The sequence below is a fragment of the Pedomonas mirosovicensis genome, from assembly GCF_022569295.1.
Taxonomy (GTDB): domain Bacteria; phylum Pseudomonadota; class Alphaproteobacteria; order Sphingomonadales; family Sphingomonadaceae; genus Pedomonas; species Pedomonas mirosovicensis.
In genome coordinates, this window is sequence record NZ_JAKFIA010000001.1 from 2,085,782 (window position 1) to 2,108,234 (window position 22,453).

Sequence of the window (22,453 nt, forward strand, 5' to 3'; positions counted from 1 at the left end):
TTGCCTCCCAAAGAGCGCATCCCCATAAAAATGAACGGGGCGCAGGGGCCTCAATCCCCTGCAAAAACAAACTTCACACCCCCATCACCCGCTGGCGCTGCCGAGCCCCGGCTGGACGTCTGCTCGATTGACGAGGCGGCGGCGGATTGCCACTCTTGCGCGCATGATGAAGCTGTTCGCTCCTCTGTCCCGGCTCAGGTCTTTCGTGGCCATGTTCCTGCTGGCGCTGCTGGTGATCTCCAGCCCGGCGCGGGCGCAATCCCTGTTGCGGGATGCGGAGACGGAGCGGTTCCTTCACACCATCATGCAGCCGATCTTCGAGGCCGCGGGGCTCAATCCGGGCTCCATCAGCTTCTATCTGGTGAACGATCCGTCGATTAACGCCTTCGTTGCGGGCGGGCAGAACATCTTCGTTCACTCCGGGCTGATTCTGACGGCCGATAACGTCAACGAATTGATCGGCGTGCTGGCCCACGAAACCGGCCACATCGCGGGTGGGCATCTCATCCGCTCGGATGATGCCATTTCCAAGGTCGGCAACATCAGCCTGCTCAGCCTTCTGGTTGGCGTGGCCGCCATGGCGGCGGGCGGGGGCGATGCGGGCATGGCGGCGATGGCGGCGGGCCAGTCCATGGCGCAGGGCAATTACCTGGCCTATTCCCGCTCGGTCGAGGCCGTCACCGACCAGGCCGGCGCGGAGTTCATGGAGCGGGCCGGCATTTCCGGCAAGGGGCTCATCACCTTCTTCCGCAAGCTGCAGGAGCAGGAGTTCCGCTACGGCTACACGCAGGATGCCTATGTCCGCACCCACCCGCTGACTGGCGACCGTATCGAGAAGCTGCAGGAACGGGTGGCCGCCTCGCCCTATTACAACAAGCCGATGGACCCGGCCCAGCAGGCCGAGTTCCTGCGCCTCAAGGCCAAGCTGGCCGGCTTCGTGAACGAGCCTGCCCGCACCTTCCAGATGTATCCGGAGACGGACAAGTCCGTCCCCGCCCGCCTGGCCCGCACCTACGCCTGGCACAAGATGGCCCAGCGCGAGAAGGCCGAGGCGGAAGTGGACGCCCTGCTCGCCAAGGCGCCGGATGACCCCTACTTCCTGGAGATGAAGGGCCAGATCCTGCTGGAATCCGGCAGGGTTCAGGAGGCGATTGCGCCGCTGCGCCACTCGGTCAAGGTTGCGCCGAAGGAGCCGCTCATCGCCACCACCCTCGGCCATGCCCTCGTCAGCACCGAGGACCCCGAACTGGCCAAGGAGGCCATCACCATCCTGCGGCGGGTGGTGACGCAGGACCACGAGAACCCCTTCGCCTGGTTCCAGCTCGGCATGGCCTATGCGCGCCTGGGCGATGAACCGCGCGCGGCCCTCGCCTCCGCCGAGCGGCTGAGCCTCGAATATGATGCCAACCCGGCGGAGGTGGCCTACCACGCCCGCCGCGCCGTCGCCGGGCTGCCGAAGAACACGCCGGAATGGTTACGGGCGCAGGACATCTTGCTCATTGCCACAGAAGCCGCCAGAAACGGTGAGGGCAAGAGGCGCCGCCGGGGCTGAGCAGGCATGCGCCCTTTCTCTCGAACATTTCTCAATCTCTGGTGACAAGCCCATGAATAGAATTGGTGTTTCCCTTGTCCTGCTCGTTGCGGTGGGAGCTGGCCTCCTGGCGCTGACGCCCGTGCCGCGCGCAGAGGCCGAGGGCCGGGTCAAGACCGACTTCACGCCCCAGCAGGAGCAGCAGATCGAGGCCCTGGTCCGCCAGTACATCCTTGAGCATCCGGAGATCATTCCCGAAGCCGTCGCCGAGCTGCAGCGCCGCGAAGTGGTGAAGGTGCTCGAAACCTACCGGGCGGATATCGAAACGCCCTTCCCCGGCGCGGAAGCCGGCAACCCCAAGGGCGACGTGATCCTGGTCGAGTTCTTCGACTTCCGCTGCCCGTTCTGCCGCAAGTCCCACTCGGACCTGAAGCGTCTCATCAAGGAAGACCCCAACCTGCGCGTCGTCTTCCGCGACCTGCCGATTCTCGACCGCGAGGGCGCGGAGCCCCTCTCCCGCCGCGCCGCCATCGCCGCGCTCGCCGCCGCCAAGCAGGGCCGCTACTACGACCTGCACGACGCCCTGTTCTCGGCTCCCGGCCGCATGACCCAGGAAACGCTGGTCACCGCCGTGCGCGAGGCCGGGCTGGACGAGAAGCGCCTCGCCGCCGACATGAACGACGCCGACATCGAGCAGGAAATCGCCAAGAACCTGCAACTGGCGGGCAACCTCGGCCTCTCCGGCACGCCCACCTACGTCATCGGCGACCAGATCATCTCCGGCGCGGTCGACTACAACGACCTCAAGGAAGCCGTCGCCAAGGCCCGGGCCGCCAAGGCGGGGAAGTAATTTTGTCTTCGCAGGAGGGGCCCCGTGCGCGGAGGCGCACAAACAGCAGACTCCCCTCCTGCACCTCCCTTGCATTTTCAGGGCCTCACGCTTCGTCCCGCACCGGACGCACCCCCAACCACGGGCTGAGGGAAGCCACGAATGTCGTGTGAGAGCCGCATCAGGACGATCCACAGGAGGACGCCGGACTCGGCAGCCATGGTGGCGAGCACCCGGCGGGCGATGGCGATTACCGCCACCCTCAACCGCTTGACGTTCAATGATGCAGACGAAATCCGCACCCTGTTCAGCCAGCTCATCGGGCAGAAGGTCGATGAAAGCTTTCTGCTGATCCCGCCGTTCTACACCGCTGGCGGCACCGAAATACGGGTCGGGCGGAACGTTTTCATCAACCAGAACTGCACCTTCTACGACCTCGGCGGCCTCGACATCGCCGACGACGTGATGATCGGGCCGAACGTGAACATTATCACGACGAGCCATCCCCTTGACCCTGCCCAGCGCCGCGCCGTGACCATCGGCAAGCCCATCGTGATCGGCAGAAACGTCTGGATCGCAGCGGGCGCGACGATCATCGGCGGCGTCACAATCGGCGAGAACGCCGTCATCGCCGCCGGATCCGTCGTCACCAAGGATGTTCCGCCCAATACCCTCGTTGCAGGAAACCCGGCGCAGGTCATTCGCCTGATCGGCGACGAATAAGCCAACTCCGCCCAAGCTCGCATGCCGCCATCACGGGCAGGCGCGTGCAAAAGCCGGGATTTCCGCAGCGGCCCTAGGAAACATCCAGCCGAAACTCGGCTCATACCGAGCGCTAGCGGCTAACCCGAGCCCGCAGCCGCGGAGCCGGTAGACAATCACGGTGCCGCAACTCGCCGTTGAAGAACAAGCGCCTTCCCCTTTTACCTCGCCCCCTTCCCAGGATTCAGCCCGCCTTTCGGTAAAGTGTCATAAATGACATTTGCAGAAGGAATGCGGCGGAGGGCCTGCGTGCAGGCGGGCGCCTGCCGCGTTCGAGGCTGTCGGGCGACGGAGCACTGAAGAAGCGCCTTCGGATCAGGCGCAGCCAATGAAAAAGGCCGCGCTTCCAGATCGCTCTGGAAACACGGCCCTATAAGCTAACGGGAGCGCAGAGGGTTTAAGACCCTCTGCAGAAACAAGCGCTTAGCAACCCATCTTAAATCAAATCAGCCCCGCCAGCGGCGAGGACGGGTCGGCGTAGCGCTTCTTGGGCATCCGGCCCGCGAGGTAGGCCAGCCGCCCGGCTTCCACTGCCAGCTTCATGGCACGGGCCATGGCAATGGGGTTCTTCGCTTCCGCGATGGCGGTGTTCATCAGCACGGCGTCGCAGCCCAGTTCCATGGCGACGGCGGCATCGGAGGCGGTGCCGACGCCTGCGTCAACGAGCACCGGGAGTTTGGAGCCCTCGATCATCAGGCGGATCATCACCGGGTTTTGCAGGCCAAGGCCGGAGCCGATGGGCGCGCCCAGCGGCATGATGGCGCACGCGCCGGCGTCCGCCACCCGCTTGGCCATGATCGGGTCATCCGAGCAGTAGACCATCACATCAAAGCCGTCCTTGGCCAGCACTTCGGTCGCCCGGAGCGTTTCGACCATATCCGGGTAGAGGGTCTTCTGCTCGCCCAGCACTTCCAGCTTCACCAGGTTCCAGCCGCCGGCCTCGCGGGCGAGGCGCAGGGTGCGGATGGCGTCTTCCGCCGTGTAGCAACCCGCCGTGTTGGGCAGGTAGGTGTACTTCTTCGGGTCGAGGAAGTCGGTCAGCATGGGCTGGTTGCGGTCGGAGACGTTCACGCGGCGCACGGCCACCGTCACCATCTCCGCGCCGGAGGCCTCGACGGCCCGCGCGGTCTCCTCGAAATCCTTGTACTTGCCGGTGCCGACGATCAGGCGGGAGCGGAAGGTCCGGCCCGCCACGGTCCAGGTGTCCGCCGCCGGGTCGAGCGCGCCGTGATCGCCGCCGCCCACGAAGTGAACGATTTCCAGCTTGTCGCCATCGGCAAGCTTTGTGGCCTCGTAGGCGGACTTGGGAACGATCTCCAGATTCCGCTCCACCGCCACCTTGCCGGGCTCCAGCCCCAGCGTGCCCAGGAGGTCGGTGATGGTGGACTCGCCCTCCAACCGCTTCGTTTCGCCATTCAGCAGGATCTGGATCATTGTTTGGACTCGACTGCTTTACCTGAGGAATACATGGCCATTATAAGAGCCGCTTCGCTACGCAGGCGACATGCGGAACAATGCCTGGCTGTGCCCGGCCGTTCCGATCGCTCTGCAAGGCGATGCGCCTCCTGTGGAGTAATGCGAGAGAAGCCCTCGCCGGGCCCTCTCATCTTCTCTATAGAAGGTTAACAGCAACAGTGGAAAGACAAGACTGCATGGTCGATAGCCACACCCGGCGGGTGCTCGTTCTGAACGGCCCCAATCTCAACCTGCTCGGCACCCGCGAACCGGGGGTCTATGGCTCGGCGACGCTCGCCGACATAGAGGCGATGGTTGAGAAGCGGGCCAAGGAACTGGGCCTTTCGGTGACGTTCCGGCAATCGAACCATGAGGGGCAGCTGATCGACTGGCTGCACGAGGCGCGGGAGGCCTGCACGGGCGTTATTTTCAACCCCGGCGCCTGCACCCACACCTCCGTGGCGCTTTACGATGCCATCAAGGCCATTGCCTTACCGGTCATTGAGGTGCATTTGTCGAACCCACATGCACGCGAGCCGTTCCGTCACCGGTCATTCGTCTCACCGGTGGCGAAGGGCGTTATCCAGGGATTTGGACCTTACGGATATATCTTGGCGCTTGAAGCGGCCGCGCAATTCTGATTCAGTCCGCGACGAAATATCAGGGGAATATGATGCCCGGAAAGGGAGCTGCAACAGTCATGCAGGTTGATAAAGATTTGGTTCGCGAGCTCGCGGAACTCTTGAAGGACACCGATCTCAGCGAGATCGAGGTTGTGGACGGCGAACGCCGCGTGCGCGTGGCCCGTCAGGTCGCCGCCGCCAATGCGGTCGTCGCCGCGCCTGCGCCGGTTCAGGTTGCCGCCGCACCGGCCGCTCCGGCTGCCGCAGCCCCCGCGCCTGCGGCTCCGGCCGAGGCCGACCTGTCCAAGCACCCGGGCGTCGTCCCCTCGCCGATGGTCGGCACCGCCTACCTGGCGCCTGAGCCCGGCAAACCGACGTTCGTTTCGGTTGGCACCCAGGTGAAGGAAGGCCAGACCCTTCTCATCATCGAAGCGATGAAGGTGATGAACCCCATCACGGCGCCGCGCGGCGGCACCGTCACGCAGATTCTGGTCAGCAACGAGCAGCCGGTTGAATTCGGCGAGCCGCTGCTGATCATTGAATGAGCGTTGTAGACCTGAGAGTGACAAGGGCCTGCCGCCCGGCCGCGCCTCCGTCCTCCGGCGGGGCGTTTCGCGGTCGCGGCAGGTCCATCTGTTCCGGGAGCGCGGTATCCAGCCGGCGCGCCCGCAGTACCTCTTGGCACTGGTCGCGCAGATTTCCAGAAAAGCCGCCATCCCGAAAGGTTTGAGGCATGTTTGAAAAAGTACTCATCGCCAATCGCGGCGAAATCGCCCTCCGCATCCATCGCGCATGTCGGGAAATGGGCATCAAGACCGTCGCGGTACACTCCACGGCCGATGCCGACGCCATGCACGTGCGGCTGGCCGACGAGGCGGTGTGCATCGGGCCGCCGTCTCCGGCCCAGTCCTACCTGAATATTCCGGCGATCATCGCCGCGGCGGAGATCACCCACGCCGACGCCGTTCACCCCGGCTACGGCTTCCTCTCCGAGAACGCCAAGTTCGCCGAGATCGTGCTGGAGCATGGCCTGACCTGGATCGGCCCCGCGCCCGAGCACATCCAGCAGATGGGCGACAAGGTGGTGGCGAAGAAGACCGCCGCCGAGCTGGGCCTGCCGCTGGTGCCGGGCTCGCCGGGCCCGCTCAGCAGCTTCGAGGAAGCCCGCGAGATCGCCGCGCAGATCGGCTATCCCGTGCTCATCAAGGCCGCCTCGGGCGGCGGCGGACGCGGCATGAAGGTCGTGCAGTCCGAGGACGAGCTGGAAAGCCTGATGGGCCAGGCGAAGTCCGAGGCCAAGGCCGCCTTCGGCGACGATACGGTCTACATGGAGAAGTACCTCTCCAACCCGCGCCACATCGAGTTCCAGGTGCTGGGCGACAGCCACGGCAACGCCATTCACCTGGGCGAGCGCGACTGCTCGCTCCAGCGCCGCCACCAGAAGGTGCTGGAGGAGGCCCCGTCGCCTGCCCTCAGCGCCCAGCAGCGCGAGGAAATGGGCGAGATCGTCCGCAAGGCCATCGAGAAGATGGGCTACGTCGGCGCGGGCACCATGGAATTCCTCTATGAGGACGAGAAGTTCTATTTCATCGAAATGAACACCCGTCTTCAGGTGGAGCACCCGGTCACCGAGATGATCTCCGGCCTCGATCTGGTGCGCGAGCAGATCCGCGTCGCCGCCGGCCTGCCGCTCTCCGTCACCCAGAAGGACGTGCGCCTCGAAGGCCACGCCATCGAGTGCCGCATCAACGCCGAGGACCCGCGCACCTTCACCCCCGCCCCCGGCGAGGTGACGGACTACCACGCGCCGGGCGGCCTGCACGTGCGCGTCGACAGCGCGCTCTACGATGGCTACCGCATCCCGCCCTACTACGATTCGATGATCGCCAAGCTCATCGTCTACGGGCAGAACCGCAACGATGCGCTGATGCGCCTCAAGCGCGCCCTTGAGGAGTATGTGATCCACGGTCCCAAGACCACGATCCCGCTCCACCAGGCGCTGATCGAGAACCCGGACTTCCTGAACGGCGACTATTCGATCAAATGGCTGGAGAAGTGGCTGGCCGAGCAGAAGTAAGCTCAAGGCAGCGCTTCAGAGACAAGGGCCGTCGCGTGATGAACGCGGCGGCCTTTTGCTTTTGTTCGCGTTCATTCTTTGTGGGGGTCTTGGACCCCCACGCCCCCATTCGTTCAGCGGGCCGCGCCCGGCATCGCGCGCACACCCGGACAAAGGAGTGGGGGTTGCAGGGGGCGAAGCCACTGGCTGAGCATTCCCCCTGCAAATCCAAACCTTCCGCCAGTCGCTGAATATCCGCCAAACGCCACCAGAATACGGTAGGCGGGAAAAACGAGAACTGGCGGATACATTCGGCCTCTGTGCTATATTAAGCTATATGCACGCGCCTCCACATCTCACGCTGACGCCCGCGCTGCTGATCCGCGCCTATGCGGCTGGCGTATTTCCCATGGCCGAACAGCGCGACAGCGAGGAAGTGTTCTGGGTCGAGCCCCGGCGGCGGGGCGTCCTGCCGCTGGAGGGGCTGCATGTCCCCCGCTCGCTCGCCAAGACGGTCCGGCAGGACCGGTTCACGGTGACGGTCGACCACTGCTTCCGCGATGTCATGCTGGCCTGCGCCGAGCCGAAGCCGGGGCGGGAGCAGACCTGGATCAACGACAGCATTCTCGATGCCTACACCGCCCTGCATGAGAAGGGCTTCGCCCACTCGGTGGAGTGCTGGCACGAGGGCAAGCTGGTCGGCGGCCTTTACGGCGTGGCGCTGGGCGCGGCCTTCTTCGGCGAGAGCATGTTCAGCCGGGCGACGGATGCCTCAAAGGTAGCGCTCGTCCATCTGGTAGCCCGCCTCAGGGTTGGCCGCTATCAGCTGCTGGACACCCAGTTTCTGACCGCCCATCTGGCCCAGTTCGGCACCATTGAAATCAGCCGCATGGATTACCGCCAGCGGCTGCGCGCCGCGTTGGAGGCGGAGGGAGACTTCTACGCCATTGATTCCTATGGGGAGAATGGCGGCGCGCCTGCATCGGTTGCGCCAGAGAAGGCGGGCCAGCTTCAGCCGGCCTGTTATTCGCCGTCACCCTCGGCAGCTGCCGGGGCCTCGGGCGGGGAAGAGGCGGAAGGCGGGGTCAGCACCACCGTGTCTTCGCCCTTGTCAGGGAAGCTCATCTTGCAGCTCTTGACCATGACATTGTAGGCCGGGTGGTCGAAGGGATGAAGCGCGGGAGCGCGGGCGAACATCCAGCCGGAATAAACCCGCTTCACCGCACCCTGGCGGGTGCGCTCGTCCACCTGCAGGAAAGCGGCTGACTCGGGCCGCTCCCACGGCGGGTTCGCCTCGCAGCTCCGCACATGGATCACCAGCCGCCCATGGGTGATGTCCTCGCCGGGGTGCACCTCGAAGGTTTCCGTCGTCGAGGTGAACTTGTCCAGCACCACCAGCGTCGCCACCCGCTCGGCGACCGGCGTCGGCAGGGTTTCGGAGTCGCGCTGCTGTTCCGCCTTCGGCGTTTCCGCATCCTCGGCCGGAGCGCTGCTGCTCTGCGCCAGTGCCGCGCCTGCCCCCAGGACAAGCGCCGTCGTGGCAGCCAGGGCGGCAAGAGCAGCGCGCATGGGGATCTTACTCCGCGCTCGCCGGAGGCGGCGTCTCGCCGCCCTCGGACTTGTTGCCGCCTGCGCTGTAGATGGCCCGGCCGATGAGGCTCATCAGATCGACCGAACCCTGCGTCTGCTCGATTTCCTCACCCGGCTTCAGCGTGTCCATCTCGCCGCCCGGCGACAGGTCGATGTAGCTGCCGCCCAGAATGCCCTCGGAGGCGATCTTGGCGATGGTATCGACCGGCAGCTGCACGTCGTTCTGCACGGTGAAGGTCACCTTGGCCTGGAAGGTCTGCGGGTCCAGCTCCTGCTTGGTGACTGTGCCGACCTTGATGCCGGAGATCCGCACGTCCGTGCCCACGTTGACGCCCACGGCGCTGGGGAACCGCGCCACCAGCGGATAGCCGCTGCCCGCGCGCCCCACGGCGGTGTTGCTGTAGGCGTAGACAAGGAACAGGGCGGCAACCGCCAGCACCACTGCGCCAATCAGCGCTTCGACCAGGCTTTCTTTGAGCTGCATTCCGCTCGGCTCCCGTTCAGGCAGGCCACTTCAGGCAGGGATGAATTTATTCAGGCCGCCAGGCCTCGTAGTCGCCCGTGGCGGGCGCGCGCACGCCGCCAGCCTGCAACGCGCCCGGAGGCGCATAGGCGGCCGGGGTGCCGGTCAGGTTGGGCTGGTTCGGCTTTTCCCACGGCTTCACCACCGGCGGCTTCTCGCTCGGCGGCGCATCAACGGTGTGGTGCAGCCAGGCGTGCCATTCCGGCGGCACGCGGCTTGCCTCGACGTCGCCGTTATAGATCACCCACCGCTTCCAGCCATTCCGCTCGCGGTAGTACTGGTTTCCATCCGCGTCCTGTCCCACCAGTTCGCCCCGGCGCTTCGTGAACAGCCACGTGCCCCAGGTCTGGTTGTTCCACCAGGTGAAAGTCCGCGCTAACAGGCCCATTGCTTCCTCGGCACTTCACAATCCTTGAAAGGCGGCTTTAGCGGCATCGTGCCGCCTCTGTCCAGAGCGGCGGCGCTTATTCGGGCAGAAGATCGGTCAAATCAGGCGCTTTATCGTCTCCGCCGCGCGGCACGACGCGAATGTCCGCATTAAAGAAACGCCGCAGTGTGGCCACCGTCTCCACCAGCGGCACGGTTGCGCCTTCGGTCTCGCTGAGCACCACCGCCTTGACCGCGATGCGCCGCGCTTCCAGCACCGCCAGCGCCGTCAGCGTGTGGCTGATGGTCCCTAAGTAGGTCCCTGCCACCAGAATGGCGGGAAATCCGAGGTCGGCCATCCAGTCGAGCACGGTGTGGGTGTCATCCAGCGGCACCATCACGCCGCCGACGCCCTCCACCAGCACCGGGCCTTCGTGGCGGGCGGCGGTTTCCTCGCAGAACGTCACCATCTCCGCATAAGGCAGCGCCCGGCCTTCGGCCTTCGCCGCCATGTCCGGCGACAGGGCTGCGCGAAACCGCCACGGGCTGATGGTGGCGATGGCCTCCGGGCTCGGGGCCTCGCCCATGGCTTCCAGCAGCCGGGCGGGGTCCGAGTCCTTCAGCGTCGCATCCTCATAACCGCTCAGCACCGGCTTCAGGCCCAGGGCATTGAGGCCCTTGGCCCGCAGCTGGCGCAGCAGCAGGGCCGACACATGGGTCTTGCCAATATCGGTTCCGGTCGAGGTAACAAACAGGGCGCTCACGCAACCTCCTCCACGCTCATCAGCCGCTGCAGGGTCTCCGCCAGCCGCTCCACATCCTCCGGTTCATGCCGGGCGGTGAAGGTGAAGCGCAGCCGGGCCGTGCCGCGCGGCACGGTCGGCGGGCGGATGGCAGTGACGAGGAAGCCCGCCTCGGCCAGCGCCGCGCTCAGCCGCAAGGCCCTGGCCGCCTCGCCCACGATCACCGGCACGATCGGGCTTTGGGGCGCGGGCAGCCCCATCTGCCAGCAGAACAACCGGGCCAACTCGACAGGTCGGGCGCACAGCTTCGGATCGCCCGCGATGATATCGAGCGCCGCGATCGCCGCCGCCACGCTGGCAGGCGGCAGGCCGGTCGAGAACACGAAGGTGCGCGCCCGCGTCCGCATCAGGTCGATGACCGGCCTTGAGGCGCACAGATACCCGCCATAGCCGCCGATGGCCTTGGAAAGCGTGCCCATCTGGAGCGGCACATGCACCTTTTCTGGGACCTTCTCCCCGAAGGCGAAGCTGGAGCCGCGCCCGCCGCCCACCACGCCGACGCCGTGGGCATCGTCGGTCAAGAGCCATGCGTCATGCTGCGCGCACAGCGCCGCCAGTTCGGGCAGCGGCGGCATGTCCCCATCCATGGAGAAGACGCCGTCCGTCACCACGAGGCAGTGGGGGTGCGCGCCCCGGTGCGCGTCCAGCAGTTCCTTGAGGTGCGCCATATCGTTGTGGCGAAAGGTCAGCGTCTTCGCGCCCGAGAGCCGCGCGCCGGAAAGCAGGCAGGCATGGCTCAGCTCGTCCGCCAGGATAAGGTCCGTGGAGCCCGCCAGCACGGGCAGGATGCCGGTGTTGGCGAGATACCCCGAGCCGAAGACGATGCAATCCTCCGTGCCCTTGAGGCGCGCGAGCCGCATCTCCAGTTCCGCGAACAGCGGATGGTTGCCGGTGACAAGGCGCGATGCCCCTGCCCCCACGCCATAGCGCTGCGTCGCCAGAACCGCCGCCTCGATGACCCGCGGGTCGTGGCTGAGGTTCAGGTAATCGTTGCAACTGAAGGAGACGAGCCGCTTGCCGTCCCGCTCGACCGCCGCATCGGGCAGCCGGTCGCTGACAGCAAGGGAGCGGCGCAGGCGCAGCTTCTCCAGCGCCTCCAGCTTCGCCTCAGCCATATCGTTCAGGCTTTTCATTTCATTCGCCTTTTCCGAATCGATCCGACCACTCGCCTGCCACCGTCACCAGCGCCCCGGTCAGGTGCCGCAGGTCGCCTTCGCCGATGGTGAGCGGCGGCGTGGTGTAGAGGATGGTCCCGAACGGGCGCAGCCAGACCCCCAGTTCGCGAAAGCGCTGCTTCAGCCATGCCGCGTCGCCAAGGTGGGAGAGTTCGATGACACCGATGCCGCCCAGCGCCCGCACGTCCCTGACGCCCGGCAGGCCCCGCGCAGGCTCCAGCTCCGCGCTTAGCTGGCGCTCGATGCGTTGGGCCTGCCCCAGCCGGTCTTCCCGCTCGAACAAATCCAGCGAGGCGTTGGCCGCCGCGCAGGCCAGCGCATTGCCCATGTAGGTGGGGCCGTGCATCAGAGCCTTCAGGGGGTCGTCGTCCCAGAAGGCGTCGAACACGCGGGCACGCGCCACCGTTGCCGCCAGCGGCAGCGTGCCGCCGGTCAGCGCCTTGGAGAGGGTGATGATGTCCGGCAGCACCCCGGCCGCCGCGCAGGCGAACATCCCCAGCCCCGTCCGCGCGAAGCCGACGAAAATCTCGTCAAAGATCAACAGGATTCCGTACCGGTCGCACGCCGCGCGCAGGCGGCGCAGCGTCTCCGCATCATGGAATTTCATGCCGCCCGCGCCCTGCACCAGCGGCTCCACCACCACGGCGGCAATCGCGTGGCCGTGGGTCTCCAGCAGCGCGTCCAGCCTTGCGGCCGTCTCGTCATCCGTCGGCAGGTCCGCGATCAGCTGCTCCGGCACCACGCCCCGGAACATCGTATGCATTCCCTCTTCCGGGTCGCACACGCTCATGGTGACGAACGTGTCGCCATGGTAACCGCCCGTAAAGCTGAGGAAGCGGGTGCGCCGCTCGCCTTTGTTGAGCCAGTACTGCACCGCCATCTTGAGGGCGATCTCCACCGAGACGGAGCCGGACTCGCTGAAGAACACGTGGTCGAGATCGCCGGGCAGCATCTTCGCCAGCCGGGCGGCGAGCGTTGCCGCCGGCTCGTGCGCCAGCCCGCCCAGCATCACGTGCGGCAGGGTTTCCAGCTGGCGCTTCACCGCCTGCTCGATGTGCGGATGGCGGTAGCCGTGCGCCACGGTCCACCAGGAGGCAATGCCATCGACCAGTTCCGTGCCGTCCGCCAGGCGCAGGCGCACGCCCTCGGCCGAGACGACGGGCAGCGGCTCAGGCGCCGTCTTCATCTGGGTGTAGGGCAGCCAGAGGTGGCCCCGTCCCTCAGCCAACCAGCGCGGGTTGTCGCCTGCCGCCTGTGCCATGCCCGGCCTTCCTTCCTCTACGTCGTCATCCCTCGGGCGACGCGCGCCCGGAGAGGGGCATAAAGCACTTTCGCGGTTGCCGGACAATCGGCAGGGCCGGCGACCGGCCGGGCAGAGCATCGTTCAAGATCCGCCGCGAAGTTGTTTCAATCTCAAGTTCTTTTATTTTACGCCCTGTTAATCGACTCAATGCGATAGTTTTACATGAGGGAGAAGATCGTCCGGCGACTCGCTGGCGCGCCTTGCCCTCGGGTCGCAACGAACATGGGCTAAAACGAGCGTGGCAGCAGTATCGCAATCGTTGGCGCAAGTCAGTGCAAGACCCGGCGATTCGGTTCTGCACGCCCTATCCTCGCATTTCGGGGAGGTTCAGCCCATTCTCGATGCCCTTCCCATCGGCATCCAGGTTTACCAGATGAACCCGGATGGCCAGATCGTCTGCCGCATGGCCAACAAGGCCTTCGAGCGGATGTTCGATATGCGCCGCCATGCGGCTCTTGGAATGCACTGCGAGGCGCTGCTGAGCATCGGCACCGATACCAAGGCCGTCCGGCACCTGCGAACCTGCTTCGAGACCGGCAAGGTCATCACCTTTGACTGGCAGTACCGCGAAGCGCCGCACGATCGCCATTTCTTCCTTGAGTTTCATCCCATTGCCACTGCCGGCAACAAGGTGACGCAGGTTCTCGCCTCCTTCACCGATCGCACGCGCGAGAAGGCCGCCGATCGCCAGCGCCAGCACCTGGAGACGCACGACAGCCTCACCGGCCTGCCCAACCGGGTGTTGTTCGCCGATCACGTGGAGCAGGCCGTCAGCTCCGCCGAGCGCACGCTGGGCAAGGAGACCGCGCTTCTCATCATCAACGTCGATCGCTTCAAGCTCATCAACGAGAGCATGGGCCATGTGTCGGGCGATGAACTGCTCATCGCCATCGGCCGGCGCCTGCTGACCTGCTCCCGGCCCGATGACACGGTGGCGCGCCTCGCCAGCGACGAGTTCGCCATCCTGATGCGCGAAATCGAGGACCTCGACGAGGCGCTGACCGTCGCCGCCCGCATCCACAGCGAGATGAGCACCGTCTTCCTGGTGTCCAACCAGGAACTGTTCACCAGCATCAGCATCGGCATCGCCTCCACCCGCACCTCGGGCTGCGATGCCGACACCCTGCTGCGCGACGCGGACTTTGCCATGCACCAGGCCAAGTCCCGCGGCGGCGCGCATACGGAAGTCTACCACGACGACCTGCATCGCCGGGCGCGCAGCCTTTTCCGGCTGGAGAACGACCTCCGCAAGGCCGTTGACCGGGAGGAGCTGGAGCTGCACTACCAGCCGCTCATCGACCTGCAGAGCGGCTCCCTCATGGGCTTTGAGGCCCTGGCCCGCTGGAAGCACAAGGACCGCGGCTACGTTTCGCCTGCCGAGTTCATTCCGCTGGCGGAGGAAACCGGTCTCATCATTCCTATCGGCCGATGGGCGCTGGGCGAGGCCTGCCGCCAGCTGAGCGAATGGCGGACGCGCTTCGGCCCGGCCGCCGACCACCTCACCATGGGCGTCAACGTCTCGGGCATCCAGTTCGCGCGCGACAACCTCGCCAAGGTGGTCACCGATGCGCTGGCCCGCGCCGAACTGCCCGGCGACAGGCTCAAGCTGGAGATCACCGAGAGCGCCCTGGTCGAGAACCCCGATCTCGCCAACCAGGTGCTGCGCCAGCTGAAGGACCTCAACATCTGCCTGGCGCTTGATGACTTCGGCACCGGCTACTCGTCCCTCAGCTATCTCCAGCGCTTCCCCATCGACGTGCTGAAGATCGATCGTTCCTTCATCACCGACATGCTGGCGGTCCAGGACAACTACAAGATCGTCAATGTCATCCTGACGCTCGCCCGGAATCTGGGCAAGGAAACGGTCGCCGAGGGCATCGAGACCACCGAGCTGGCGGACACCCTGCGCTCCCTCGGCTGCCAGCAGGGCCAGGGCTTCCTGTTCGCCCGCGGCCTGTCGGCGATCGAAAGCACGGACTTCGTGCGCGCCTCCTTCCAGCTGAGCCCGGCCCGCTAGGTCCGGCGCCTGCCCGCCGGACCTGGGCCCGACCGTCAGGCCGGAGCGGAGCTTACCACCGCGAACTCCAGCACGACACGTGCCTCCCCTGCCATGCGGATCAGCCGGCATGGCGTGCAGACGCCGTTCGCATCGCGCAAGGCCAGCACGGCGTCCTGTTCCCCCAGCTTGCGGGCAAGCCTGTCCAGCGCCTGCCGCTCGCCCCGGCTCTTCAGCATCAAGGGCGTCTCGAAGAACCGCGTCGCCCATCCCTCCGTTGGCGTCGGCACCTCGGGTTCCGGCAGTCCACCGGCCACATCCCGCCAAGTCAGCATCATGTGCAGTTCCCCCAATTGAAATAGAAACCGCCCACGGGAGCCACGCCGATCCACGTTGGCGCAGGACGGCTTTGAGAAGATAAACAGAAGTTAAATCAAATCTATTCAAGCTAGAACGGAACGACCCGCAGCGGCTCGACTGGCAGGCCGCCAACACAAGTAAATTAATCAGATTAACAAAGCAGAAACCAACTCGGGAACGAGTTACAGTGCTCAGCAACCAATCAATTGCAAATTTGAATTTATTATTGCAATGACCATTGCATTCCACAGCTTCGATTTTCTCAAAGCTGTGACCATTCTTCGACAATTCAGCGCCAGGCGCGCGCACCCTCTCAGCCCTCGGCGCCAAGGCGTTGAAGGCAAGCGCGGATTCGCCCCGCATTGGCCGGCGTCAGCTGCCGCCCCCGGCGCAGGTCGAACACCAGGCGCGGATCGTTCAGCGCAGCCCGCCCGAACCGGGATGGCGCGATCCCCTTGGTCCGCAGCAGCGCCTCGATAGCCGTCAAGATCGTCGTCTCCATGGCTTTGCCTATCCTCTCCTACGTTTATAGGTTTTTACCTATCTAGGGCATATTCCTGTTGTTGTCTAGGGCAAATCCTATATTGATAGGGCAGGAGAGCGCTTTTTGGTCTGAATCGCGCCGCTGGCGCGGGAGACAACAAGGGGTGGATACAATGGATACTGAGTCCGTTCGGCAGACGCTGGATCGTCTGATCCAGGAACGGGGGGGACGACTACGCGTCCCTTTCGCGTATGTTGGGGCGCAATCCCACCTACATTCAGCAGTTCGTCAAGCGTGGCGTGCCCCGCAAGCTGGCGGAGGACGACCGGCGCAGGCTTGCGGCCCATTTCGGCGTGTCGGAGCAGGAGCTGGGCGGCCCTCCGGGCCCCATTGGCCGCGCCGTTCACAACGAGCCGCAGCTGGTGCGTGATTCGCGCGACTATGTGCTTGTGCCGCATCTGACGCCCGATGGTCAGATCACGCCCACCGACGCCACCCCGGCCAGCGGGCCGGAGAGCGCCCTTGCCTTCCAGGCGCAATGGGCCAAGTCCATCGCCTCGGATGGCGTCGAGGCGCTGTCGGTCCTGCGGATCGAGGGGGATTCCATGTACCCCACCCTGACGGAGGGGGACCACATTCTCGTCGACACGGCGGACCGTCGCCTGCGCGATGGCGTGTTCGTGCTCAGGACGGACGAGTCGATCCTCATTCGCCGCCTGTCCGTCAACCCGACCACCAAGCGGGTGCGGGTCAGTTGCGACAACGCGAGCTATTCATCGTGGGAGGATTGCCCGTCCGAGTCGCTGGATATCCTCGGCCGGGTCGTCTGGGTGGGCCGCCGCCTTTAGGCGGAGCGTGCAATTAATTGCACAGACCATAAGATAAGGGGCGCTACAGGCGCCCCTTTTTTCTTATTTTCCAGGGCCGTCGCGGTTTTCGCGCCGCAGATCGCGGATGGTCACGAAAGCGGCAACGGCAAGGCCGACCACCAGGCCGCCGACAAGACCAAGGCTGGGCTGCCTGGCGAACCATCCGACAATGATGCCGATCACCACCCCGAGAAAGATCCACACGCCACCGGCGACAGGCTTCATTGCACCTCTCCTTCATTCACGTCCCGGCAGCGCGATTGCACCTGTGCCCCCGGAAAACGCGACACGGCAAGAAATGGAAGAAGCGCCGGCCAAAAAGTTTTGACCGGCGCCATTGTGTTCATCTGGCCTCATTAACTCCAGAAAACAAGACAAGACGATTGTGCGGAAGCGAAACGGGACAATTCTGCCCTCGTGATTGTGCTACAGGCCGCTTTTAGGGGTCGGGCCGTAAACCTTTTGCCAACCAAAAAGGAAGAACACTCGAACTCATACCGGGCAAGGCATGAGCCTTCGTCCGGGGCTGAAACCCAAGGCATTGCCAAGGGGGCGGGAAGATCCGAACGATCGGAGCTGGGAATGCAACGGTTAACCATTTACGACATCTCGGCCTACAAGGTGGCAGAGCACCTGATCCGCTGGCACGGCGAGGACGCCATCCTTGAAGCCGCAGGCCAGGCCGATTACAGCCGCGCCTGCGGCAACGACCAGATGTTCCTTCATTGGCGCGCCGTCGAGCACGCCATCCAGGTCCTCCAGCTCGAAGACCCGATGGGCGAACTCCACTAGGGTCTGCCAGACAGGGGGCGAGGGCTCTCCGCCGCGTCGCGTTCCGCTTCTGCAATTTCCTTCCTTTAATCGTGCCGCCAAGGCTGGCTGCCGCCGCCTGCGCCATTAACCCCTGTTCTCTGGCGCAGGATCGGGTAGACCAATACGAATGAGGTGGGGGGCTAAGGTATCCAGAATGGCTTGGGCGGGTCTTGCCGGCAGCGCGCTGCTGGCCATGACGGCCCCTGCCCTTGCCACCGCCGACCCGCTTTCCCCCGATCCCCTGCCCGCGCCCCCGCCGGGCGACGATACGCCCGCTGTTGCGCCCGACACCGCGCCCGCAGACGCTCCGGCCGAGGATGGCACCCGCCGCTATACCGTGGCCTTCAAGGGGTTCGAGCCGCTGGGCCTTGAGGCGCGGCTGAAGGAACTTTCCACCCTCTGGGCCAACCGCAACGAGGCGGCGGACAGCCTGGCCCAGATTCGCCGCCGCATCGCCGAGGATACGGCACTTGCCGAACAGCTGCTGGAAGCGGAAGGCTATTTCGCCGCCCGCGTCACCGCCGCCACCGCCCGCGCCGAGAGGCAGAGCGACCGAGATGACCGGCTGCTGGTCGTCACCCTCTCGGTCGCCCCCGGTCCGCGCTACCGCTTCGCCAGCGTCGCCCTGAATGCGCCCGCCGATCTCCAGCCGCTGGTGCAGGAGATCGCCCGCCTCAAGCCAGACGACCCCGCCTCCATCACGGACATCCTCGCCGCCGAGGCGCGGCTGCGCCAGGAGCTGCCCCAGCGCGGCTATCCCTTCGTCCAGCTGGGCGAGCGCCGGGTCGTTGTCGATCACGACAGCCGCACGGTGTTCTACACCCTGCCGGTGACGCCAGGGCCGAAGGCGCGGTTCGGCGCCATCGAGGTGGGCGGCACACCCGTGCTCACCCCCAAGCACGTGGCCAGCCTTGCCCGCTTCAAGCCCGGCGATCCCTACGACCAGCGCAAGCTGGAGGATTTTCGCGAAGCCATTCTCGCCACCGGCCTGTTCTCCCAGGCCATCGTGGAGCCCTACCTGCCCGCCGGCACGCCCGCTGACGCCGCGCAGGCCACCGCCCCCATCCGGGTTCATCTGGAGCCCGCCCGCAACCGCACCATCAGCTTCGGCCTCGGCTACGGCACCGAATCCGGCGCGCGCGGCGAGGTCTCGTGGCAGCATCGCAACCTGTTCGGCCACGAGGAGCGGCTGACCCTGCTCGGCCGCCTCGGCACCGAGGAGCAGCTGGCCCGAGCCGATATCCAGCGCTTCAACTTCCGCCGACGCGACCAGTCGCTGGTCGCCCATGTGCAGGCCGCCCACGAAACCCCCGATGCCTACGAGACCCACCGCATCGAGGTGAGCGCGGGCCTGGAGCGGGAGACCGGCCCCAAATGGCAGAAGCGCTGGGTCTACTCCGCCCATGCGGAAGCCGAGCTGGCCAAGATCGAGGATGCGCTTGGCAACCGCACCTATCTGCTGCTCTCCGCTCCCGTGTCGGTCAACTTCGACGGCACCGACAATCTGTTCGATCCCACCCGCGGCCTGCGCGTCTTCGGCTTCGTCTCGCCCGAGCTGTCGGAGCAGAACGGCGTCTTCACCTACATGCGCGCCGATGCGGGGGCCAGCTACTACTGGCCGCTGGATGACGACGCCAATTTCGTGCTCGCCGCGCGCGGCCATGTGGGCTCCATCTGGGGCGCGGGACGCGACCGCATCGCCGCCACCCGCCGCTTCTTCGCGGGCGGCGGCGGTTCCATTCGCGGCTTCGGCTATCAGGAGGTCGGCCCCAAGGATGCCAGGGGCCAGCCGCTTGGCGGCAAGTCGCTTATCGAATCCAACGTGGAGCTGCGCTGGCGCTTCAGTCCCACCTTCGGCATCGTCAGCTTCGTGGATGGCGGCACGGTGCACACCAGCGCCACGCCGTCCTTTGATGATTACCGCTGGGGCGCGGGGCTGGGCCTGCGCTACTACACCGACTTCGCCCCCATCCGCGTTGACTTCGCAACGCCGCTTGACCGACAGTCGGGGGAGAGCCGGTTTCTCCTCTACGTCAGCATAGGCCAAAGCTTCTGATGGCGGATACCGAAACCTCGGAAGCGATCGTGGAAGCGCCGCGCGGCGCGCCCGATACGCCCCCGGCCCGGCGAAGGCGGCGCTGGCTGCGGTGGACAAGGCGCCTCATCCTTGGAAGCATTGCCCTTCTTCTTCTCCTTGGCCTGCTCGGCACGCTCGCCGTCGCCTGGCTCGATACCAACCCCGGCCGCCACTGGCTCGCCCGCCAACTGGCCGGCCTCGACACAAAGTCCGGCTTTTCCGTAGAGGTCGGCAGCCTGCGCGGCTCGCTGTTCGGCCACCTGACCGCCGTGGATGTCAGCTTGCGCGACACCAAGGGCCAGTGGGCGCACATTCCGTCCGTCTCCATGCGCTGGTGGCCGTGGGACCTGATGCAGCGCCACGTCAACATCGGCACGCTGCGCGCCGAGACCGTCGTCATCGAGCGCCGCCCGGTGTTCCGCCCCACCGGGGAAGACCGGCCGCTTCTGCCCGACATCAACCTCAACGTCAGCCGCTTGCGGGTGGGCCAGCTGGTGCTGGAAAAGGCAGCGGCGGGCGAGCGGTTCGTGCTCACCGCCAACGGCCGGCTGCGCCTGACCCAGCGCACCGCCACGGCTGTTCTCAACATCGGCGGCACCAACAGCGCGGACCAGCTGGCCCTCGCCGTCACCATCGCGCCGGAAGAGGACGTGCTCGACCTCAACGCCCGCATCAACGCGCCCGCCAGGGGCGCGCTGGCCGGCTATCTCGGCACCCGTCACGGCTTCGCCCTCACCGTCAAGGGCGATGGCAGCTGGGCGCGCTGGCGCGGCAAGCTCGATGCGACCTACGGCACCGCGCCCCTCGCCGCCCTTGCCCTCGCCGCCGACAATGGCCGCTTCCGCCTTACCGGCGATGTCCTGCCCGCCCCGGAATTGCCCAAGCTCCTGCAGCGCCTGCTCAAGGGCAACGGCGCGCTCAGCCTTGAGGCCGCCGTGCGCGGGGGCGAGGCCGATACCAAACTCTCCCTGCGGTCTTCCGTGTTTGAAATGGCGGGGCAAGGCCGCGTCGGCATTCGCAGCGGCGCGCTGCGCGAAACCGCCGCCACGGCGCGTCTCACCGACCTCGGCGCGCTGGTGCCTCGGGTTCGCTCCACCCCCATCACCGCGCGGCTCACGGCCGAAGGCGGGGTCCGCAACCCGAAGCTGCGCGCCGTCGGCCACGCCGATGCCCTTTACCTCGGCAAGAGAATCACGCTCAGCGGCCTTTCCCTCACGCTGCGACCACAGCCCGGCTCCTTTGCCGACATGCCCTTCGAGGGCCGCATCACCCGTGTCACCGGCGTCGGCAACATTCTGGGCCCGCGCCTTGCTGGGGCCACCGTTACCGGCCGCATGAGCGCCCGCCTGCCCGGCCCCCGCCTCACGCTGGAAAAGGGAACCTTGCGCGGTCCCAATTCCCGCGCGCAGCTCAGCGGCTTCGTCAACTTTCGCACGCAGGAATACCGTCTCGCCGTCGATGGCGCGCTGGAGCGCATCGAGTTTCCCACCATCGCGCGCGGTGCGCTCGATGCGAAGCTGGTCTTCGCCGGGCACAGCTTCGCCAGCCGCACCACCATCGCCGGCACGGCCCAGACCCGCCCGCTGGAGCCGCTGAGCCGCCCCGTGCGCGCCATGATCGGGCAAGAGGCCCGTATCACCACCTCCGTCACGCGCGGACAGGACGGCGTCTTCCGCCTCCCCGACCTGCGCTTTGCCGGCAGCGCCCTCCAGCTTCAGGGCGTCTTTGCCATCGCGCCGGGCGGCATTGTCTCGGGCCGCATGACCGGCCCTCTCTCCGCGCTGGAAAACGGCCTGTTCGTCACCACCGCCCAGGGCCCGGCGCAGGTGACGCTCACCGCCTCCGGCCAGCTTCCCGACTATCACGTCGACCTCGACGCCCGGCTGGCCGAGGCCGCCATCGGGCCGGAACGGCTGACCGGGCTGCGCCTCACCGGCCGCTCCGACCGGCTGGAGCGGTTCCGCCTCGCCCTTTTCGGCTCCTCCTCCCTCGGCCCGCTTTCGGGCGGCACGGATGTGACGGTGCAGGGGGGCGTGAATTTGCGAAATCTTACCCTTCAGCTCGGCAACATCGGCCTTGGCGGCGCGCTCTCCCAGGCGCGGGGCGGACCCTGGCAGGGGGCAGCTCGCCCTCTCGGGCGGGGGCCTCTCCGGCACGATCGCCCTGCCGGGCACGCCGGGGCCGAGCGTCGCCAACCTCGATATCACCGGCCGCTCCGTGCGGCTGGGCGAGCCGGTCAGCCGCCTTGCCATCGACCGGCTCACCGCCAAGGGCCAGCTGCGCCTGTCGCCGGATGACCCCGGCTTTACCGGCAGCTTCCGGCTGGAGCAGGCCGCCACCGCCACCCTGCGGCTGGACCAGTTCGCCCTCACCAGCCTGCGCCAGGGCAATGGGTCGCGCCTGCGTCTCACCATGAAGGGCGAGCGCGGTGCGCCGTTTGATTTCGACGGCACGGCCGATCTCACCCCCGCCGCCGTGCGCGTCACCGGCGAGGGCCACATCGCGGGCGCGCCCGTGCGCCTCACCCGTCCCGCCGATATCGCCATCGCGCCGGGCGGCGGCTGGCTTCTCTCCCCCACCGAACTGGCGCTGGGCCGGGGCACGCTCGGGCTGGACGCGGTGTGGACGCCCCGCGAGCGCCGGGTCAACGTCACCGCCAAGCAGATCAGCGCCCTGGCGCTGGAACTGGTGCGCCCCGGCACGGGCATTGATGGCCGCCTCAGCGGCACAGCCGCCTACGCGTGGGCTGAGGGCCGCCTGCCCACCGCCACTGCCGACCTCACCATTCAGGACCTGCACCGCGCCGGGCTCATCGGCCGCTCCGCCCCGGTTGGCATG

Annotated in this window: 21 protein-coding genes and 1 pseudogene; 12 read left to right on the forward strand and 10 right to left on the reverse strand. The window is 66.4% G+C overall.

Translation table 11 applies throughout. From position 1 onward, the window contains the following. Positions 1 to 163 precede the first annotated feature (163 nt). From L0C21_RS09880 to L0C21_RS09890, 3 genes are all read left to right on the forward strand, one after another. The gene (locus tag L0C21_RS09880) at positions 164 to 1,552 is read left to right on the forward strand and encodes a M48 family metalloprotease (RefSeq protein WP_259278193.1); all 1,389 of its coding nucleotides are present in this window, start codon (positions 164 to 166) and stop codon (positions 1,550 to 1,552) included. Between the two features lie 52 nt (positions 1,553 to 1,604). After that, positions 1,605 to 2,381, forward strand: coding sequence for a DsbA family protein (locus L0C21_RS09885; protein ID WP_259278194.1), 777 nt, complete (start codon positions 1,605 to 1,607; stop codon positions 2,379 to 2,381). Between the two features lie 141 nt (positions 2,382 to 2,522). Beyond that, positions 2,523 to 3,083, forward strand: coding sequence for a sugar O-acetyltransferase (locus tag L0C21_RS09890; RefSeq protein WP_259278195.1), 561 nt, complete (start codon positions 2,523 to 2,525; stop codon positions 3,081 to 3,083). Positions 3,084 to 3,563: 480 nt separating this feature from the next. On the opposite strand, the gene thiS is transcribed toward L0C21_RS09890, so the two are convergent. Further along, the gene (gene thiS / locus L0C21_RS09895; RefSeq protein WP_310593368.1) at positions 3,564 to 4,556 is read right to left on the reverse strand and encodes a sulfur carrier protein ThiS; all 993 of its coding nucleotides are present in this window, start codon (positions 4,554 to 4,556) and stop codon (positions 3,564 to 3,566) included. Between the two features lie 218 nt (positions 4,557 to 4,774). Between thiS and aroQ the strand changes: the two genes are divergently transcribed. The 4 genes from aroQ (at position 4,775) to aat (ending at position 8,409) form a co-directional block, all read left to right on the forward strand. After that, a complete protein-coding gene (gene aroQ / locus L0C21_RS09905) occupies positions 4,775 to 5,218 on the forward strand; it encodes a type II 3-dehydroquinate dehydratase (protein ID WP_259278196.1) in 444 nt (147 codons plus the stop codon). Between the two features lie 59 nt (positions 5,219 to 5,277). Continuing rightward, complete coding sequence (gene accB / locus L0C21_RS09910) at positions 5,278 to 5,745, forward strand: acetyl-CoA carboxylase biotin carboxyl carrier protein (protein WP_259278197.1); 468 nt, start codon at positions 5,278 to 5,280, stop codon at positions 5,743 to 5,745. Between the two features lie 188 nt (positions 5,746 to 5,933). Further along, positions 5,934 to 7,277, forward strand: coding sequence for an acetyl-CoA carboxylase biotin carboxylase subunit (gene accC, locus L0C21_RS09915; protein WP_259278198.1), 1,344 nt, complete (start codon positions 5,934 to 5,936; stop codon positions 7,275 to 7,277). 316 nt (positions 7,278 to 7,593) lie between these two features. Then, positions 7,594 to 8,409 carry a leucyl/phenylalanyl-tRNA--protein transferase gene (aat, locus tag L0C21_RS09920; RefSeq protein ID WP_259278199.1) on the forward strand — a complete coding sequence of 272 codons (816 nt, stop codon included), beginning with the start codon at positions 7,594 to 7,596 and terminating at the stop codon, positions 8,407 to 8,409. Positions 8,410 to 8,444: 35 nt separating this feature from the next. On the opposite strand, the pseudogene L0C21_RS09925 reads toward aat, so the two are convergent. The 6 genes and pseudogenes from L0C21_RS09925 to L0C21_RS09950 form a co-directional block, all read right to left on the reverse strand. Further along, positions 8,445 to 8,825: pseudogene (locus L0C21_RS09925) on the reverse strand (DUF2155 domain-containing protein); the annotation flags it as partial. Between the two features lie 7 nt (positions 8,826 to 8,832). Next, on the reverse strand, positions 8,833 to 9,330 hold the full coding sequence (mlaD, locus tag L0C21_RS09930; RefSeq protein ID WP_259278200.1) for an outer membrane lipid asymmetry maintenance protein MlaD: 498 nt from the start codon (positions 9,328 to 9,330) through the stop codon (positions 8,833 to 8,835). A gap of 46 nt (positions 9,331 to 9,376) precedes the next feature. Continuing rightward, positions 9,377 to 9,757, reverse strand: a complete 381-nt coding sequence (locus tag L0C21_RS09935; protein ID WP_259278201.1) for an NADH:ubiquinone oxidoreductase subunit NDUFA12 — start codon at positions 9,755 to 9,757, stop codon at positions 9,377 to 9,379. A 76-nt stretch (positions 9,758 to 9,833) separates the two neighbouring features. After that, entirely contained in the window at positions 9,834 to 10,499 is a 666-nt protein-coding gene (gene bioD / locus L0C21_RS09940) for a dethiobiotin synthase (RefSeq protein ID WP_259278202.1), read from the reverse strand. Then, on the reverse strand, positions 10,496 to 11,671 hold the full coding sequence (gene bioF / locus L0C21_RS09945; RefSeq protein WP_259278203.1) for an 8-amino-7-oxononanoate synthase: 1,176 nt from the start codon (positions 11,669 to 11,671) through the stop codon (positions 10,496 to 10,498). The genes bioD and bioF overlap by 4 nt, the downstream gene beginning before the upstream one ends. A 1-nt stretch (position 11,672) precedes the next feature. Continuing rightward, on the reverse strand, positions 11,673 to 12,974 hold the full coding sequence (locus L0C21_RS09950) for an adenosylmethionine--8-amino-7-oxononanoate transaminase (RefSeq protein ID WP_259278204.1): 1,302 nt from the start codon (positions 12,972 to 12,974) through the stop codon (positions 11,673 to 11,675). Positions 12,975 to 13,275: 301 nt separating this feature from the next. Between L0C21_RS09950 and L0C21_RS09955 the strand changes: the two genes are divergently transcribed. Beyond that, on the forward strand, positions 13,276 to 15,033 hold the full coding sequence (locus L0C21_RS09955; RefSeq protein WP_259278205.1) for a sensor domain-containing protein: 1,758 nt from the start codon (positions 13,276 to 13,278) through the stop codon (positions 15,031 to 15,033). A gap of 35 nt (positions 15,034 to 15,068) precedes the next feature. Here L0C21_RS09955 and L0C21_RS09960 read toward each other — a convergent pair whose 3' ends face one another. Then, positions 15,069 to 15,350, reverse strand: a complete 282-nt coding sequence (locus L0C21_RS09960; RefSeq protein WP_259278206.1) for a hypothetical protein — start codon at positions 15,348 to 15,350, stop codon at positions 15,069 to 15,071. Between the two features lie 335 nt (positions 15,351 to 15,685). Continuing rightward, positions 15,686 to 15,874, reverse strand: coding sequence for a hypothetical protein (locus tag L0C21_RS09965; protein ID WP_259278207.1), 189 nt, complete (start codon positions 15,872 to 15,874; stop codon positions 15,686 to 15,688). Positions 15,875 to 16,107: 233 nt separating this feature from the next. On the opposite strand from L0C21_RS09965, the gene L0C21_RS09970 reads away from it, so the two are divergent. Beyond that, positions 16,108 to 16,704, forward strand: a complete 597-nt coding sequence (locus L0C21_RS09970; RefSeq protein WP_259278208.1) for a S24 family peptidase — start codon at positions 16,108 to 16,110, stop codon at positions 16,702 to 16,704. 63 nt (positions 16,705 to 16,767) lie between these two features. Here L0C21_RS09970 and L0C21_RS09975 read toward each other — a convergent pair whose 3' ends face one another. After that, positions 16,768 to 16,950 carry a hypothetical protein gene (locus L0C21_RS09975; protein ID WP_259278209.1) on the reverse strand — a complete coding sequence of 61 codons (183 nt, stop codon included), beginning with the start codon at positions 16,948 to 16,950 and terminating at the stop codon, positions 16,768 to 16,770. A 357-nt stretch (positions 16,951 to 17,307) separates the two neighbouring features. Here L0C21_RS09975 and L0C21_RS09980 point away from each other — a divergent pair, with 357 nt between their 5' ends. The 3 genes from L0C21_RS09980 (at position 17,308) to L0C21_RS09990 (ending at position 21,912) form a co-directional block, all read left to right on the forward strand. Then, complete coding sequence (locus tag L0C21_RS09980) at positions 17,308 to 17,517, forward strand: hypothetical protein (RefSeq protein ID WP_259278210.1); 210 nt, start codon at positions 17,308 to 17,310, stop codon at positions 17,515 to 17,517. 175 nt (positions 17,518 to 17,692) lie between these two features. Beyond that, positions 17,693 to 19,594, forward strand: coding sequence for an autotransporter assembly complex protein TamA (locus L0C21_RS09985; RefSeq protein ID WP_259278211.1), 1,902 nt, complete (start codon positions 17,693 to 17,695; stop codon positions 19,592 to 19,594). Continuing rightward, positions 19,594 to 21,912 (forward strand): translocation/assembly module TamB domain-containing protein, encoded by a 2,319-nt coding sequence (locus L0C21_RS09990; RefSeq protein ID WP_259278212.1) that lies wholly within the window; start codon positions 19,594 to 19,596, stop codon positions 21,910 to 21,912. The genes L0C21_RS09985 and L0C21_RS09990 overlap by 1 nt, the downstream gene beginning before the upstream one ends. The last annotated feature ends 541 nt before the right edge of the window (positions 21,913 to 22,453 follow it).

What these genes read in the sequence shown, in the direction of transcription:
- L0C21_RS09935 (WP_259278201.1), bottom strand. Translation starts at nt 9,757, where the DNA reads ATGGGCCTGTTAGCGCGGACTTTCACCTGGTGGAACAACCAGACCTGG.
- L0C21_RS09985 (WP_259278211.1), top strand. Translation starts at nt 17,693, where the DNA reads ATGGCTTGGGCGGGTCTTGCCGGCAGCGCGCTGCTGGCCATGACGGCC.
- L0C21_RS09980 (WP_259278210.1), top strand. Translation starts at nt 17,308, where the DNA reads ATGCAACGGTTAACCATTTACGACATCTCGGCCTACAAGGTGGCAGAG.
- L0C21_RS09965 (WP_259278207.1), bottom strand. Translation starts at nt 15,874, where the DNA reads ATGGAGACGACGATCTTGACGGCTATCGAGGCGCTGCTGCGGACCAAG.
- accC (WP_259278198.1), top strand. Translation starts at nt 5,934, where the DNA reads ATGTTTGAAAAAGTACTCATCGCCAATCGCGGCGAAATCGCCCTCCGC.
- L0C21_RS09975 (WP_259278209.1), bottom strand. Translation starts at nt 16,950, where the DNA reads ATGAAGCCTGTCGCCGGTGGCGTGTGGATCTTTCTCGGGGTGGTGATC.
- L0C21_RS09960 (WP_259278206.1), bottom strand. Translation starts at nt 15,350, where the DNA reads ATGATGCTGACTTGGCGGGATGTGGCCGGTGGACTGCCGGAACCCGAG.
- bioF (WP_259278203.1), bottom strand. Translation starts at nt 11,671, where the DNA reads ATGAAAAGCCTGAACGATATGGCTGAGGCGAAGCTGGAGGCGCTGGAG.
- mlaD (WP_259278200.1), bottom strand. Translation starts at nt 9,330, where the DNA reads ATGCAGCTCAAAGAAAGCCTGGTCGAAGCGCTGATTGGCGCAGTGGTG.
- accB (WP_259278197.1), top strand. Translation starts at nt 5,278, where the DNA reads ATGCAGGTTGATAAAGATTTGGTTCGCGAGCTCGCGGAACTCTTGAAG.
- L0C21_RS09990 (WP_259278212.1), top strand. Translation starts at nt 19,594, where the DNA reads ATGGCGGATACCGAAACCTCGGAAGCGATCGTGGAAGCGCCGCGCGGC.
- L0C21_RS09890 (WP_259278195.1), top strand. Translation starts at nt 2,523, where the DNA reads ATGTCGTGTGAGAGCCGCATCAGGACGATCCACAGGAGGACGCCGGAC.
- thiS (WP_310593368.1), bottom strand. Translation starts at nt 4,556, where the DNA reads ATGATCCAGATCCTGCTGAATGGCGAAACGAAGCGGTTGGAGGGCGAG.
- L0C21_RS09950 (WP_259278204.1), bottom strand. Translation starts at nt 12,974, where the DNA reads ATGGCACAGGCGGCAGGCGACAACCCGCGCTGGTTGGCTGAGGGACGG.
- aat (WP_259278199.1), top strand. Translation starts at nt 7,594, where the DNA reads ATGCACGCGCCTCCACATCTCACGCTGACGCCCGCGCTGCTGATCCGC.
- L0C21_RS09885 (WP_259278194.1), top strand. Translation starts at nt 1,605, where the DNA reads ATGAATAGAATTGGTGTTTCCCTTGTCCTGCTCGTTGCGGTGGGAGCT.
- aroQ (WP_259278196.1), top strand. Translation starts at nt 4,775, where the DNA reads ATGGTCGATAGCCACACCCGGCGGGTGCTCGTTCTGAACGGCCCCAAT.
- L0C21_RS09970 (WP_259278208.1), top strand. Translation starts at nt 16,108, where the DNA reads ATGTTGGGGCGCAATCCCACCTACATTCAGCAGTTCGTCAAGCGTGGC.
- L0C21_RS09880 (WP_259278193.1), top strand. Translation starts at nt 164, where the DNA reads ATGATGAAGCTGTTCGCTCCTCTGTCCCGGCTCAGGTCTTTCGTGGCC.